The organism is Alphaproteobacteria bacterium, from assembly GCA_030740435.1.
Classification (GTDB): Bacteria; Pseudomonadota; Alphaproteobacteria; order UBA2966; family UBA2966.
Map to the genome: position 1 here is coordinate 16,796 of JASLXG010000016.1, position 13,814 is coordinate 30,609.

Annotated in this window: 11 protein-coding genes; 6 read left to right on the forward strand and 5 right to left on the reverse strand. The window is 67.4% G+C overall.

Features of this window, described 5'->3' with window-relative positions:
* Positions 1–6: 6 nt before the first annotated feature.
* Positions 7–903, forward strand: coding sequence for a ParB/RepB/Spo0J family partition protein (locus QGG75_01925; protein MDP6066004.1), 897 nt, complete (start codon positions 7–9; stop codon positions 901–903).
* Between the two features lie 406 nt (positions 904–1,309).
* On the opposite strand, the gene holA is transcribed toward QGG75_01925, so the two are convergent.
* From holA to QGG75_01945, 4 genes are read right to left on the reverse strand one after another with little or no spacing between them, the layout of a single operon-like run.
* Entirely contained in the window at positions 1,310–2,353 is a 1,044-nt protein-coding gene (holA, locus tag QGG75_01930; protein MDP6066005.1) for a DNA polymerase III subunit delta, read from the reverse strand.
* Between the two features lie 9 nt (positions 2,354–2,362).
* Positions 2,363–2,839, reverse strand: a complete 477-nt coding sequence (gene lptE, locus QGG75_01935; GenBank protein ID MDP6066006.1) for an LPS assembly lipoprotein LptE — start codon at positions 2,837–2,839, stop codon at positions 2,363–2,365.
* Positions 2,840–2,858: 19 nt separating this feature from the next.
* Positions 2,859–5,492 (reverse strand): leucine--tRNA ligase, encoded by a 2,634-nt coding sequence (leuS, locus tag QGG75_01940; protein ID MDP6066007.1) that lies wholly within the window; start codon positions 5,490–5,492, stop codon positions 2,859–2,861.
* A gap of 59 nt (positions 5,493–5,551) precedes the next feature.
* Positions 5,552–6,109 carry a DUF3576 domain-containing protein gene (locus tag QGG75_01945; GenBank protein ID MDP6066008.1) on the reverse strand — a complete coding sequence of 186 codons (558 nt, stop codon included), beginning with the start codon at positions 6,107–6,109 and terminating at the stop codon, positions 5,552–5,554.
* A gap of 244 nt (positions 6,110–6,353) precedes the next feature.
* Here QGG75_01945 and QGG75_01950 point away from each other — a divergent pair, with 244 nt between their 5' ends.
* Positions 6,354–8,210 carry a sulfotransferase gene (locus QGG75_01950; GenBank protein MDP6066009.1) on the forward strand — a complete coding sequence of 619 codons (1,857 nt, stop codon included), beginning with the start codon at positions 6,354–6,356 and terminating at the stop codon, positions 8,208–8,210.
* A gap of 65 nt (positions 8,211–8,275) precedes the next feature.
* On the opposite strand, the gene QGG75_01955 is transcribed toward QGG75_01950, so the two are convergent.
* The gene (locus QGG75_01955) at positions 8,276–8,521 is read right to left on the reverse strand and encodes a hypothetical protein (GenBank protein MDP6066010.1); all 246 of its coding nucleotides are present in this window, start codon (positions 8,519–8,521) and stop codon (positions 8,276–8,278) included.
* Positions 8,522–8,698: 177 nt separating this feature from the next.
* Here QGG75_01955 and QGG75_01960 point away from each other — a divergent pair, with 177 nt between their 5' ends.
* From QGG75_01960 to QGG75_01975, 4 genes are all read left to right on the forward strand, one after another.
* Positions 8,699–9,151 carry a pilus assembly protein gene (locus QGG75_01960; protein MDP6066011.1) on the forward strand — a complete coding sequence of 151 codons (453 nt, stop codon included), beginning with the start codon at positions 8,699–8,701 and terminating at the stop codon, positions 9,149–9,151.
* Positions 9,148–10,515: a pilus assembly protein gene (locus QGG75_01965; protein ID MDP6066012.1), complete on the forward strand. Its 1,368-nt coding sequence runs from the start codon at positions 9,148–9,150 to the stop codon at positions 10,513–10,515. Before QGG75_01960 ends, QGG75_01965 begins: the two co-directional genes overlap by 4 nt.
* Before the next feature lie 64 nt (positions 10,516–10,579).
* Positions 10,580–12,961: a tetratricopeptide repeat protein gene (locus QGG75_01970; GenBank protein ID MDP6066013.1), complete on the forward strand. Its 2,382-nt coding sequence runs from the start codon at positions 10,580–10,582 to the stop codon at positions 12,959–12,961.
* 60 nt (positions 12,962–13,021) lie between these two features.
* The gene (locus QGG75_01975) at positions 13,022–13,393 is read left to right on the forward strand and encodes a DUF2794 domain-containing protein (protein ID MDP6066014.1); all 372 of its coding nucleotides are present in this window, start codon (positions 13,022–13,024) and stop codon (positions 13,391–13,393) included.
* Positions 13,394–13,814: the final 421 nt, after the last annotated feature.

Here is a 13,814-nt window from a genome sequence, read left to right on the forward strand (position 1 = left end):
TGCGGCATGAGCGAGGAAAAAAGAACGACCGGTCTGGGGCGCGGCCTGGATGCCCTGATGGGCGCCGAAGCCGAGGATTACGCCTCGTTGGACAAGGTGCGGGCGGCCAAGGAAATCCCCATCGAGAACCTCAAGCCCAATCCTTTCCAGCCCCGCCGGCGCTTCGATCCCGACGATATCGCGCAGTTGGTCCAGTCGGTGCGCGAGAAGGGCGTGTTGCAGCCGCTGCTGGTGCGGCGCATGCCCGGGCACCAGGAATTTTTCGAAATCATCGCCGGCGAACGGCGCTGGCGGGCGGCGCAGCAGGCCCAGCTTCACCAATTGCCCGTGGTGGTCAAGGAATTCGACGATTCCGAGGCCCTGGAAATCGCCCTGATCGAGAATATTCAGCGCGCCGACCTGACGGCGCTGGAGGAGGCAGAAGGTTACCAGCGTCTCATGGATGAGTTCGAGCATACCCAGGAAGCGTTGGCACGGATCATCGGAAAAAGCCGAAGCCATATCGCTAATACTTTGAGATTGCTCAATCTTCCCGATGCCGTCAAGGAACTGGTGGATAACGGAGAGTTGACGGCGGGCCACGCCCGGGCGCTTTTGGGGTCGGGAAATCCGGTGCGCATGGCGAAAAAGGCGGTAAAAAAGGATCTCAACGTGCGTCAGGTGGAGGCACTGGTGCAGCAGGAGAGCAGCCAGCACACCAGCCCCGGCGAGAAACCCCAACGAGCGCCCAAAGCAGCCGATACAGTGGCGCTGGAAGGTGATATTTCCGCCGCAATCGGCCTCAAGGTGGATATCAAACACGATCGCACGGGCGGCGGCGGCGCCCTGAAAATTCAGTACCAAACCCTGGAGCAGCTCGAGGACGTTTGCCGCCGCTTGTGCCAACTGCCCGAGGCCGAGTGAAAATTCGTTTTGAAGGCGGAAAGGCAGCGGATCAGGGCAACACGGGTTGGGTGTATAAATAAAAATTTATCTTTCAAAAATTATGCATTAGACATTCAATACGATCAGGCAACAAAATTTTGCTTGCGGCTTCGGAGCGACTGTAATCTCCAGAACGATCGATCGTAAAAGGACAAAACAGAAGACGCGCCGATATGTACCGGCGGCAACTGGACTGGAAGCCCAAGCGCACGATCGGTCATTAATGGAGGGTGGGGGGTTCCGCAAATAATTGCGCAGGCAAAAAACGAAATATATCGCTTTCGCACGTTGGCCCGAAACTCGGCATCAAATAATTTTACGACCGCTCGGTCCTTTATATTTTCAGTGGTTGGTCCGGCCGATTCGAGTCAAGCGGAAGCCAAAATCATCTTGATTTACCGACCGATCGTTTTTTTTCGCGTGCCCCTTGGGCGATGCGCATTAAGGCCCGGGAACACACCGCGCGATCCGGCAAGGCAGTGGATTTGCAATGTAGTTCTGCTTCCGTAATGATCTCCAAGGCCTGAGCTAGCCTGGGCGTAGGCCAGTTCCTTAGCTGCCAAACGAAAGCGTCACGGAGCTTCCAAAAGACCGCGGGCTTGAGGCTCTGAAGGGCCTGATTGACATCGGATCCGTTCTTAAGTTGATCCGCCGCTAGAGCCAAACGTTGAAAATGCCGTGCCGCGGCCCGCAATATGCTGACGGGCGATTGTCCCGAACCGAACGATCGTTCAAGAGAGAGATCAAGGGCCGCGAAATCGCCGGCTCCGGCCGCCATCACCACGTCGTCGATAACATGGGCGGCGCCATCACCGACACAGGCCTCGGCCTGGGCCAGGCTCACCGCTCCGGGCTGGCCCACGTAAAGCGCCAGTTTTTCCAACTCGCCCCGGCTCAAGCCGCGATCACCCCCCAGATTGGCCAGCAGGTAGGCCATCGCCGCCGCTTCGGCGCGCTGCTCATACTGGCCCAGCACGCTGCGGATCAGGCCCTCGAGCGCCGCGTCATCGTCATGGTAACAGGGTACCGCGGCAGCGCGCTTGGCCTTTTCGAAAAGCTTTCTCAGGCGCGAGCTCTTGGTCAGCTCGCCCGCCGTCGCCACGACCAGACCGGCGCTGGCGGTTTGTTTGAAAAAATCCTCGAAAATATCGCTCAGATCGTTGCCCGCGCCGCTTACCAGCACCAGTCGGCGGCCGCCGCCGAAGGCCAGGGCCGCGGCTTCGTCGCGGATTCTGGCCGGATCGGCTCGCAGCGCCGCGCCCTCGAGGGCGGCAACGCGAAAAGGATCGTCGGCGTCCTCGACCACGGCCGCCGTCAACTGGCGCCGGCGCTCCTCCACCAGGCCCCGGTCGGGGCCATAAACCAAGACCGCGTCGATCCCGTCCAGGCCCTCAAGAAAGCGGGCGAACGCGCCGCCTTTGATTTCCATGGCCGATCTCTATCTGCTGCGGCGCGAGAAAAAAACCGCTACCTGGGTGGTCAGCGCATCCGACACCTCGCGCGCCGCCCGGCGTTCGGCGTCGCGTTCGGCCGACAGCGTGGCGAATTCGGACGACACCACGTTATAGGCCGCCGTGGCCCGGGCCGTGCCTTGGTGCAGCGTGTTGCCGGCCGCCACGTCGATGATCTCGAAGCGTGCCGCCAAGCGCACCGTAAAACGGGTGGCGCTCTCGTCCTTGGCGATGGCCAGGCCTTCCTTGCTGACGTCGAGCTGCACGGTCAGGCGGAAGGCCGGCCGTTCGTCTTGTCCGGTCGGCACCAGGCGGTCGCGCAGCTGGTTGCGCACGATCTGGCCCAGGCGGTCGCCGATCGGCGCCACCTCGAGCCCCGGCAGCGCCATCGTCTGCTTGCCGAGAAGGGGGCGAAAGCCGCAGCCATCAGCCAGCAGCGCCGGCCCGACCAAGGCCAGCGCCAAGATCCCGGCGCGAACCGCCCTAGGTCGCCACCACCACATTGACGATACGATTGGCCACGACGATGACCTTGCGGATTTGGCGTTCGGCGACGGCGCGCTGCACGTTCTCGAGCGCCAGCGCCGCCTGGCGCACGGCCGCCTCGTCGCTGTCCCGCGCCATCTCGATGGTGCCGCGCAGCTTGCCGCCCACCTGCACCCCGATGGTGACGCTGTCTTCGCTCAGCAGCTCCGCCTCGGCTTCGGGCCAGGCCTTGTCGGCCAGCAGCTCGGCGCCGCCGAGCTGCTGCCAAAGCTCCTCCGAAAGGTGCGGCATCATGGGGTTGATCAGCCGCACCAGCACCTCCCAGGCCTCACGCCGGGCCCAGCCCAGGTCGGCCGGCGCCGTCTCTTCCGCCTCCGCCTCCGCCGTCTCGGCGATGGCATTGGCCAACTCGTAGATGCGAGCCACGGCGCGGTTGTAGCGAAAATCCTCGATGTCGGCGCTGACCGCGGCGATGGTGCGGTGGCTGGCCTGGCGCAAGCTCTGCGCCGCGGCGCCGAACTCGGCCGGCGGTGCCGTACCCGCCGCCGGCAGGAGGTCCACTTCGTCGACCAGGCGCCAGAGCCGCTGCACGAAGCGATGCGCCCCGGCGACGCCGCCGTCGGTCCACTCCAGGTCGCGCTCGGGCGGGCTGTCGGAGAGCATGAACCAGCGTGCCGTGTCGGCGCCGTAGCGCTCGATGATGGTCGAGGGGTCGACCACGTTGTGCTTCGATTTCGACATCGATTCCGAACGCCCGACGCTAACCGCCAGACCGCCCTCGCGGGTGACCATGCCCTCGCCCGACGCCACCACCTCTTCCGGATAGAGCCAGCGGCCGTCGGCGTCGCGGTAGGTCTCGTGGCAGACCATGCCTTGAGTGAACAGCCCGGCGAAGGGCTCGTCGATGCCGAGGTGCCCGGTGGCGCGCATGCCGCGCATGTAGAAACGCGAATACAAGAGATGCAGGATGGCGTGCTCGATGCCGCCGATGTACTGGTCCACGGGTAGCCAGTAATCGGCCGCCTTGCGCTCCAGCGGCGTCTCGGCACGGGGCGAACAGAAGCGTGCGAAATACCAGCTCGAATCGACGAAGGTGTCGAGGGTATCGGTTTCGCGCTCGGCCGGGCCGGCGCATTCGGGACAGGCCGTTTGTTTCCAGGGATGCTCGTCGAGCGGGTTGCCGGGTTTCTCGAAGGTCACGTCGTCGGGCAGCACCAGCGGCAGATCGGCGGCCTTCAGCGCCACCGTGCCGCACTTGGGGCAGTGCACCACGGGGATCGGGCAGCCCCAATAGCGCTGGCGCGAAACCCCCCAGTCGCGCAGCCGGTAGTTGACCGTGCGCTGGCCGCTGCCCAGGCTTTCGAGGCGCTCGGTCATGGCCTTGATGGCTTGGGGTACGGAAAGGCCGTCGAGAAACTGGGAATTGATCATGACGCCGTCGCCGGTATAGGCCTCGTCGCCGATTTGCACCTGGTCCGGGTCGCCGTCACTGTCTTCGGGTGCCACCACGGCGACCACCGGCAATTCGTATTTGCGGGCAAAATCGAGGTCGCGCTGGTCGTGGGCGGGGCAGCCGAAAATGGCGCCGGTGCCGTACTCCATGAGCACGAAGTTGGCGATGTAGACCGGCAGCCGCCACTCCGGATCAAGCGGGTGCTGAACCCAAAGACCGGTATCGAAGCCGCTTTTCTCGGCCGTTTCGATGGCTTCCTCGCTGGTGCCCAGGCGCTGGCACTCGGCCACGAAGGCGGCCGCCTCGGGGTTTTGCCCGGCCACCTCGCGGGCCAGCGGGTGCTCGGCCGAGAGGGCCATGAAGCTGGCGCCATAAAGCGTATCGTGGCGCGTGGTGAAAACCTCCAACTCCTGGTCGCGGCCGACCAGCGCGAACTTCACGGTGCAGCCCTCGGAGCGCCCGATCCAGTTGCGCTGCATCAGGCGCACCCGTTCGGGCCAGCGCTCGAGCTCGTCGAGCGCCGCCAGCAGCTCGTCGGAATAGGCCGTGATGCGGAAGCACCACTGGTCGAGCTGGCGCTTTTCCACCACCGCGCCCGAGCGCCAGCCGCGGCCGTCGATGACCTGTTCGTTGGCCAACACGGTGTGGTCCACCGGATCCCAGTTGACCCACGACGAACGGCGGTAGACCAGGCCGGCCTCGAGCATGTCGAGGAAAAGCTGTTGCTGGTGGGCGTAGTAGCCGGGATGGCAGGTGGCGACCTCGCGCGACCAGTCCAGGCTCAGCCCCATGGCCTTGAGCTCGCGGCGCATGGCGCGGATGTTGGCGTAGGTCCATTCGGCCGGGTGGATGCCCTGGTTGCGGGCGGCGTTCTCGGCCGGCAGGCCGAAGGCGTCCCAGCCCATGGGGTGCAGCACGTTGAAGCCGCGGGCGCGTTTGAAGCGCGCCAGCACGTCGCCCAGCGTGTAGTTGCGCACGTGGCCCATGTGGATGCGCCCGGAGGGATAGGGAAACATCTCCAGCACGTAGTACTTGGGCTTCTCGCTCTGCTCGTCGACCTCGAAGGTGCGGCGTTCGGCCCACACGGCCTGCCACTTGGCTTCGCTGGCCTTGGCGTCGTAGCGCCTGCCGGCCGGGGGGGATGCGGAGGAGAGGGAGTTGGGGGCGGAGGGCGACATGAAAAAGAGACTCTATACGAGACGGCGGCCCGGCACCGCCTTCTGGCGGCCGCGGCCGCCTACTGCGGGATGGCTGCCATGCGCAACTGGCGGGCCCGGGTCAGGATGGCATTCTCCAGGTCGGTGCGGGTGTTGCTGCTGATGGCCGCGTCGACCCAGTCCTGGCCGCTGCGGCTTTGGCGGAAGACGGCCACCTTGAGGCCGTCGGCGCGCAGCCTGCGGTCGAGAATATAGACCGTCATCTGAAAGCGGTTGTCGGGCGCCTCGGGGGGGGCGTACCAGTCGGTGATGATGACGCCGCCGAAAGGATCGGCCGAACGCAGCGGCATGAACGAGACGGTGTCCAGCGTGGCCCGCCAGAGGAAACTGTTGACGCCGATGCCGCCGCCGCCGCCGCTGCCCTTCAGGTCGTCCCCTTCGTCGCCGAAGAAATTGATGCCGCCGCGGCCGAAGACGGTCTGGCGTTTGCCCTCCGGCGTGGGGATGGGCCGGCCGCCTTCCTTGCGCGGGTACTGCTCCTCGAGGTCCATGCCGGCGCAGCCGCCCAGGGCCGCCAGCGCCAGCGTCACCGCCAGCGCCACCAGCGGGGCCGTCCAAGCCTGTTGCCTTCGCCTCATGGCCGTACCTTTCACTTGTCGCGCGTCACTTGTCGAGCAAACAGCCACCAAGCGGTGCGCCCCGGGTTTCCCCGGCGGGGTATTGGGGCGCCCTAGATAATACGGAGTGCCGGAACTGTCCACAACCTTCGCCGCTGTCCAACGCAGGCCGTGACCCGGCGGGAAATGCGGGCTAGAAATGCTTTGCGCAATCCCCGGCCAACTCCGGCCCTCCCGCGCCACCGCCCCAGGCCGCCTCGCCGCCATGCCGCCAGCCGATCTCCTCGCCCGCGCCGTCCGCCACCACGAGGCCGGGCGTTTGGCCCAGGCCCAGCGCCTCTACAGCAAGGTGCTGGCAAGCCAGCCCGGCCAGCCCGACGCCTTGCACCTGCTGGGCGTCATCGCCCACCAGCAAGGCCGCCATCAGCAAGCCGTCGAGCGCATCGAAGCGGCCATCGCCGCCAATCCCCGGGTCGCGGCCTTTCATTACAATCTGGGCCTGGCGCGCCGCGCGCTGGGCCGGCCAGGGGCCCGGGCCGCCGTGGCCGCCTTCGCTGCCGCGCTCGAGCTGAATCCGGGCCACCGCGACGCGGCCTTCGAGAAGGCCGGCGTCGAAGCCGAGCTGGGCCACCTGGAAGCCGCCATCGCCGGCTTCCGGCGCCTCTTGGCCGCCGGCCCACAGGGCCCGGTCCAGGCCAACCTGGCCCAGGCGCTGCGCCAGGCCGGCCGCTTCGCCGAGGCGGCCGAGGCCTACCAGGATGCCCTGGCGGCAGAGCCCGAAGCGGCCGAGCTATGGGCCGGCCAGGGCCAGGTGCTGGCGGCGCTGGGGCGCCACGGCGAGGCTGCCGCAAGTTTTCGCCGGGCGCTGGAGATCCGCCCCGACTATCCCGAGGCCGGCCTCAACCTGGCCATCTGTCTGCGCGATGGCGGTCAGTTCGCCGCCGCCCTGGCGGCCTGCGATGATGTTCTGGCCGGCCAGCCCGGCGACGTCGCGGCGCTGGCGACCAAAGCCGGCGTGCTGGCCCGTGAGGGCGACGACGGCGCGGCGGCCGAAATCGTCCTGCCCCTGATCGCCGCCGGCCAGCGCGACTCGGCGCTGGCCTTGGTCTTCGCCGGCCTGGCCGGGCGGCTGGATCGCACCGGTGAGGCCATTGCGCTGCTCGAGGATCTGCTGGCCGAAGCCCCCGAGCCCCACTGGCGCCAGCGCTGCCATTACCGCCTGGCGGCGCTCCATGACCTGGACGGCGATGTCGACCGCGCTTTCGGGCACTACCGGGCGGCCAACGCTGAGGGCTTGGACGAAGCGGCCGCGGAAGCCGACGCAGAAGCCTGCCGGGTCATGCTGCAAGCCTGGCCGGGCCCCGGGCTGGCGCAAAGCGAAAGCCCGGCCGCGCCGGTCTTCGTCATCGGTATGCCGCGCTCGGGCACCAGCCTGGTGGAGCAGATCCTGGCCAGCCATCCCCAGGTTTTCGGGGCCGGCGAACTCACGGAGATGCGCGACATCGCGCTCGACCTGCCCCAGCTACTGGGCAGCCAAACCCCCTATCCCGACTGCCTGGCCGAGCTCGACGGCGATACCATCACCCGGGCCGCCGGGCGCTATCTCGAGCGCCTGGCCGAATTCGACGCCGCCGCGGTGATCGACAAGATGCCGCACAATTTTCTCCATCTCGGGCTGATCTCCCGGCTCTTTCCCCGGGCCCGGGTGATCCACCTGCGGCGCGATGCCCTGGACACCTGTTTTTCCTGCTACGCCCAGGATTTCGGCGAACGCCACGCCTATTCGCGATCGCTGGGCGCCCTGGGCCGGACCTATGTGGCCTACCGCAAGCTGATGGCGCATTGGCGGGCGGAGCTCGACCTGGCCATCCTGGAAATCGACTACGAAGACATCGTCGGTGATCTGGAGCCCGCGGCCCGCCGTCTGGTCGCCTTCATTGGGCTCGATTGGCACCCCGATTGCCTGCGCTTTCATGAAAACCGCCGCTTCGTGGCCAGCGCCAGCTTCGACCAGGTGCGCCAGCCCATCTACGACCGCTCGCTGGGCCGCGGCGGGCGCTATCGGCAACACCTGGGGCCGTTGATTGAGGAACTTGGGGAATTGGCAGGTGATGGGGTCTGACCCCGATCACTGCCAATCGCTGGACGCCGGCTGCGGGTGCAGCGGCTAAAACCGGCCCGAGGCCGTCATTCCGGCGGCAGGATTTCCTGCGGGCAGACCTCGTCGACCAGGTGCTCACGCCCGATGTCGGCCAAGTGGGCGCGTTTTTCCTGGCCCGTCAGGTTGGCGCCGATGCCCACACTCAGCGCCAGCACCAGCGACTGGTCGGTGAGGTCGAGCCAATAGCTGCGGCGTACCAGCTTGCCACTTTCGTCCCGCGCGAAGGGGTCGTCGGGGTTGCTGCCGAGGTCGGGTTTGTAAAAGCGCGTCATGGCCGCAGTCTGCCACACTACTCCCTTGCGCAAAAGGAAGGCCTTTCGCCGGCCTCGCCTTGCGGCGCTTTGCTGCATTTGCTAACTTGGGGATAACCCTTAATCAATTAGGGTTAGACTCGGGATGATTCATTTCGCGGCACCGAATGTGGAGGTCGAATTGCTGAGGATCGGGCCATGACAGTTGCTGGCGGAGCCACCCCGTTCGGGTTGCGTGGCCGGGCGCTCAGGGTGCTGAGGCCTTTGCTGGGCCAGCGCCGCGGCGCCGCCGCGGTCGAGTTGGCCTTGGTCATGCCGGTCCTGCTCACCGTGGTGTTCGGCGTCATCCAGTACGGCTTAGTCATCCACACCCGACATGTGATGGTCTATGCGGCGCGCGAGGCAGCACGCTGCTATGTGGTCGACGAATGCGACGCCGGGGCGGCCGAGGCTCTGGCACTGAACCGGCTTTCCGACACGCCCTTCGGCTACACCGTGACGGTTACCGAACCGGAGGAAGGCGATAGCGATGTCACGGTGAGTATCTCGCTGCCCATGGCGGAGGCGGCGATCATCAGTTACCTCAGCGACGCGCTCTTTGCCGGCAACATCGAGGCGTCCGTGACCATGCGCGTGGAGAGCGACAGTTGAGGCGGCTAGCACGAGACGGACGCGGCGCAGTCGCCATCATCGTGGCGCTGGTGTTTCCCGTCATCTTCGGCATCGCCGCCCTGACCGTCGACATCGGCCACGTTCTTTACATGGAAGCCAAGCTGCAGGCGGCCGCGGATGCGGCGGCGCTGGCGGCGGCCAGTTCGCTCGACGACGAGGACGCGGCGGTGGACTTGGCCGAGGAATATGCCGGGCTCAACATGCCGGAAGGGGATTTCGGCACGGTCCTGCAAGCCGCCGACGTGGTCTTCGGCACCTACGACACCGGGACCGGCACCTTCACCGCCGACGACACGCCGACCGATGCCGTGCGCGTCACCCTCAACCTCAGTGAGGCCAACGGCAACGCCGTGACGCTTTTCTTCGCCCAGGTGATCGGCTTCACCTCGCGCGACGTCCAAAGCCAGGCCATCGCCACCCAGTCTGCTGGTGAGGGCCAGTTCTGCTTCCTGGCCACCGAGGAGGAGGAGGAGGACGCCTTCAAGGTCAGCGGCTCGGCGGAACTCAACCTCGGCGACTGCGGCATCGCCGTGGCCTCGACCGACGACAACGCCGCGATGAAGGCCACCGGCAGCGCCGGCATCACCGCCAGCACGATCTGCGTTGCCGGCGGATTCAAGGACAACAGCGATGGCGATATCGATCCCCCCCCCGACGAAGGCTGCACCGACATACCCGACGACCCGCTGGCCGGCCTGACGGCTCCCGAGGTAGAGGATTGTGGCACTTGTAGCGAACCAGACTGCTTTCCCAATACAAAATTCACGGGCAACGGTGCCGAAAACATCACGCTCAGCCCCGGCACCTATTGCGGTGGCATCAAAGTCTCGGGCAGAAACAAAACCATCACTTTCGAGCCCGGCGTCTATGTGCTGGCCGGCGGCAATGGCCTTAAAGTTTCGGGTCGCAGCAACACCTTGGTGAACGAGACCGACACCGGCATCGGCGGGGTGATGTTCTTCAATACAGAAGAAGGCGACGAAGACGACTTCGCCGAGCTCTCCTTCAGCGCTTCAGGCGGCAGAAACAACGTCAACCTCTCGGCCCCGACCAGCGGCACTTATGAGGGTGTGCTGTTCTTCCAGGATCCTGACGCGGATTCGGCCGCTTCCGACTCGAAGTTCGACGTCTCCGGCAACGTCGACATGGAACTCGACGGCGTCGTCTACATGCCCGACCACGAAATTGACTATTCCGGCACCTCGTCGATAGGCGTGCGCTGTACTAAGCTGATCGGCGACACCATCGAGTTTTCCGGCGCCACCGGCAGCGAAATTCCCGAATCTTGCGTCTCCGACGCCGTTTCCATCGGCTCCAGCTCGGGTGTCCGCCTACGCGGCTGAACCAGGACCCCGGCCATTCCCCGACCTTGACATTGGCGGCCGGCCTTGCTGGCCTGGGGCCGGCATGACTTCGGATCCCTTCAGCGCCGCGCTCGGGCACCATCAGGCCGGCCGCCTCGATGCGGCGGCGGCGGCCTATGAGGCCATCATCGCGGCCCTGCCCGGCCACACCGATGCGCTCTACAATTTGGCACTGCTGCGCGCCGCGGCCGGCGACAACGCCGCCGCCGAGGGACTGTTACGGCGCCTGCTGGCGCTGCTGCCCGACGACGGGGCGACGCGCCAGGCCCTGGCCCGCGTGCTCACCGTGGCCGGTGACTATGGCGGCGCCATCGAGCTTTTCGCCGCTCTGGACGTCGGCGACGATGCCGAGCTTCTGCACCAGCTCGGCTCGCTCTGCCGCCTGGCCGGGCGCGGCGCCGAGGCGGTGGGCTACCTGCGGCGCGCGGCGGCGCTCACGGCCGAGGCCGAGGTCGCGGACTCGTTGGCGCTGGCGCTGTTTGACACCGGCGCCCTGGCGGAGGCCGAGGCCGCTGTCGCCCGGGCCCTTGAAAGCGATCCCGGACTGGCCTCGGCGCACAACACCCGGGGCCTGCTGACGGCCCGGGCCGGCCGGCCCGAGGAAGCCCTGGCCAGTTACCGTAGCGCCCTTGAGCTCGACGCCGATTTCCTCGACGCCAGCGCCAACCTGGGCGAGGCGCTGCGCCGGGCCGGCCGGCGCCAGGAGGCGCTGGCGCTGCTCGAGCCGGCCGCGGCGCGCCAGGCGCACGCCGGCCTGCTCACCGTGCTGGGCACCGTGCAGCACGAGCTGCGCCACAACGGGGCCGCCATCGCCAGCCTCGAGGCGGCGCTCGAGCGCCAACCCGGCAACTTGGCGGCCCGGGCCAACCTGGCTGCCACGCTGCAAGACGAAGGGCGTCCCGAGGAGGCCGAGCAGCATTTCCTGCGGGCGCTGGAGGATCATCCCGAGGAGGCCGAACTGCACCTCAATTACGGCAAGCTGCTGCAGGCCCAGGGCCGCCACGGCGCCGCCGTCGCCGCCTTCGACCGGGCGCTCGGGCGCCGGCCCGAGCACACCGGCGTGCACGGTCATCTCGTGCATTCGCTGTTGCAGACGGCCAACTGGTCGAACCTGGCCGGCGCCATGGCCCGGGTGCGGGAGATCTGCGAGCTGGCTCTGGCCGGGCCCGGGCCGGTACCCACCTCACCCTTCGCCCTGGTCACCCTGGGGGCGCCGCTGGAGCTGATCGGGCGGGCCACACGCCGCCAGGTGGCGGCGCTGGAGGTCGACGGACCGGCCTTTGTCCCGCACCAGCCGGGCGCCAAGCTCCATCTCGGTTATCTCTCGCCCGACTTCAAGGTGCATAGCGTGGCGACCGCCTTCGAGGCCATCCTGGCGGCCCATGACCGCCAACGTTTCAGGATCTCGGGCTACTCCCTGATGGCCGGCGGCGACGAGATGACGGCCCGCCTGGCGGCCGGCTTCGACGACTTCGTGCCGCTGGACGGGCTCTCGCAACAGGGCGCGGCCCAGCGCATCAAGGCCGACGGGGTCGACGTGCTGATCGATCTGGCCGGCCTGACCCAGGGCGCGCGGCCGGAAATCCTGGCCCTGAGACCGGCGCCTGTGCAGGTCCACATGCTGGGCTACATGCACACGCTGGGCGGCCTGGTGGACTATCTCGTGGCTGATCCCATCGCCGTCCCGGAGGATGAGCGGCGCCATTACGCCGAACACATCATCCGGCTGCCGCACACCTGGATGCCGGCGGCCCGGCGGGCCAGCACCCCGGCTTCCGGCCGAGCCGGGGCCGGACGGGCGGCTGCCGGCCTGCCCGAGGGCGCCTTCGTGTTCGCCAACCTGGGCGCGCTTTACAAGATCGAGCCAGAGATCTTCGATCTTTGGATGCGGCTTTTGCGGCGGGTGCCCGGGAGCGTGTTGTGGCTGCTGGCCGAGCCGCGCCAGGCCGTCGCCAACCTCCGCCGCGAGACCGCCGGGCGCGGCGTCGACCCCCGGCGCCTGGTGTTCGCCGAGCTGATCGACGAGCCGGCCCACCTGGGCCGACTTGCCCTCGCCGACTTGGGGCTCGATACCTGGTACCACCCCGGCGGCGTCAGCACGGCCGACGCGCTGTGGGCCGGGCTGCCGGTGGTGCTGGCCGGGCCGCCGGCCATCGAGCACCCGACCCGGGTCAGCCTGGTGGCGGCGGCTGGGCTGCCCGAACTGGTTGCGGGATCGTTTGATGACTATTTCGCCAAGGCCCTGGCCTGGGCCCAAGACGGGCCGGGCCTGGCCGCCCTCAAGGCCCGTCTGGCGGCCAACCGGGCCAGCGCGCCGCTGTTTGACGCCGCCGGGTTTTGCCGCCACCTGGAACAGGGCCTGACGGCGGCCTTTGACGCCTGGCGGGCGGGCCGGCCGCCGGCCGACATCGATGTGGATGCTTGAACCGGGCGCCGCCGCCGTGGCATGCTAATCGGGTGGGTGCCTGCGGAGGATTTGAACCACATGAGCGAGGTCGTCAGTTTCGAAGACTTCCGGCCCGTCCGGCCGGTAACGAGGGGCCGGACGGGAGAGACAGCACTCGTTCATTTCGACAAGCACGAGCTTGATCTCATCCTGGGCGTCTACAGCCGCCACGTGATGGCCGGCGAATGGCGCGACTACGCCCTCGAGTTCACACCCGATGGTGCCATCTTTGCCATCTTCCGCCGCTCCAGCGAGGGCGCCATCTTGCGCATCGTCAAGAAGGCCAAGGCCCGCCAGCCCGGCGGCTACGCCGTGGTCTCGGCCCGCCAGGGCGTGCTCAGCCGCGGCGGCGACCTGGGCTCCGTGCTGGCGGTGCTGCGCCGGACCAAACAGCCGATCCGGCTTTTGTAGTTGAGACCCTCACGGGGCGGGCGCCTCCGCGGCTTTTTGTAAACCCTCACCGGGCGGGCGCATCCGCGCCCTTGGCCTCCGCCCCCATGCGGGGGGCGGCTTAGCGGCGCTAGCAAAGCGTGGTTTTTGCTGCTTGGTCTTTGTATTGCAACGGGAGCGACCGCGACCCGCCGCTACTGCGGCGCGCCCGCGGAGGCTGCGGAGCGAAGCGGAGCCGCCGTGAGCGACAAAACGCCAACGGGAGCAACGCGACCCGCCGCCGTGAGCGAGTTTTTGTCGCCCCTCACCGGGCGGGCGCATCCGCGCCCTTGGCCTCCGCCCCCGTTCCGGGGGCGGCTTAGCGACGCCGTCACAGTGTGTTTTTTTGCTGCTTGGTCTTGGTGCAACGGGAGCGACCGCGACCCGCCGCTACTGCGGCGCC

Bases quoted from the DNA above. Each gene is read 5' to 3' on its own strand.
- QGG75_01925 (MDP6066004.1), top strand. From the start codon at position 7: ATGAGCGAGGAAAAAAGAACGACCGGTCTGGGGCGCGGCCTGGATGCC.
- holA (MDP6066005.1), bottom strand. From the start codon at position 2,353: ATGGAAATCAAAGGCGGCGCGTTCGCCCGCTTTCTTGAGGGCCTGGAC.
- leuS (MDP6066007.1), bottom strand. From the start codon at position 5,492: ATGTCGCCCTCCGCCCCCAACTCCCTCTCCTCCGCATCCCCCCCGGCC.
- QGG75_01945 (MDP6066008.1), bottom strand. From the start codon at position 6,109: ATGAGGCGAAGGCAACAGGCTTGGACGGCCCCGCTGGTGGCGCTGGCG.
- QGG75_01950 (MDP6066009.1), top strand. From the start codon at position 6,354: ATGCCGCCAGCCGATCTCCTCGCCCGCGCCGTCCGCCACCACGAGGCC.
- QGG75_01955 (MDP6066010.1), bottom strand. From the start codon at position 8,521: ATGACGCGCTTTTACAAACCCGACCTCGGCAGCAACCCCGACGACCCC.
- QGG75_01960 (MDP6066011.1), top strand. From the start codon at position 8,699: ATGACAGTTGCTGGCGGAGCCACCCCGTTCGGGTTGCGTGGCCGGGCG.
- QGG75_01970 (MDP6066013.1), top strand. From the start codon at position 10,580: ATGACTTCGGATCCCTTCAGCGCCGCGCTCGGGCACCATCAGGCCGGC.
- QGG75_01975 (MDP6066014.1), top strand. From the start codon at position 13,022: ATGAGCGAGGTCGTCAGTTTCGAAGACTTCCGGCCCGTCCGGCCGGTA.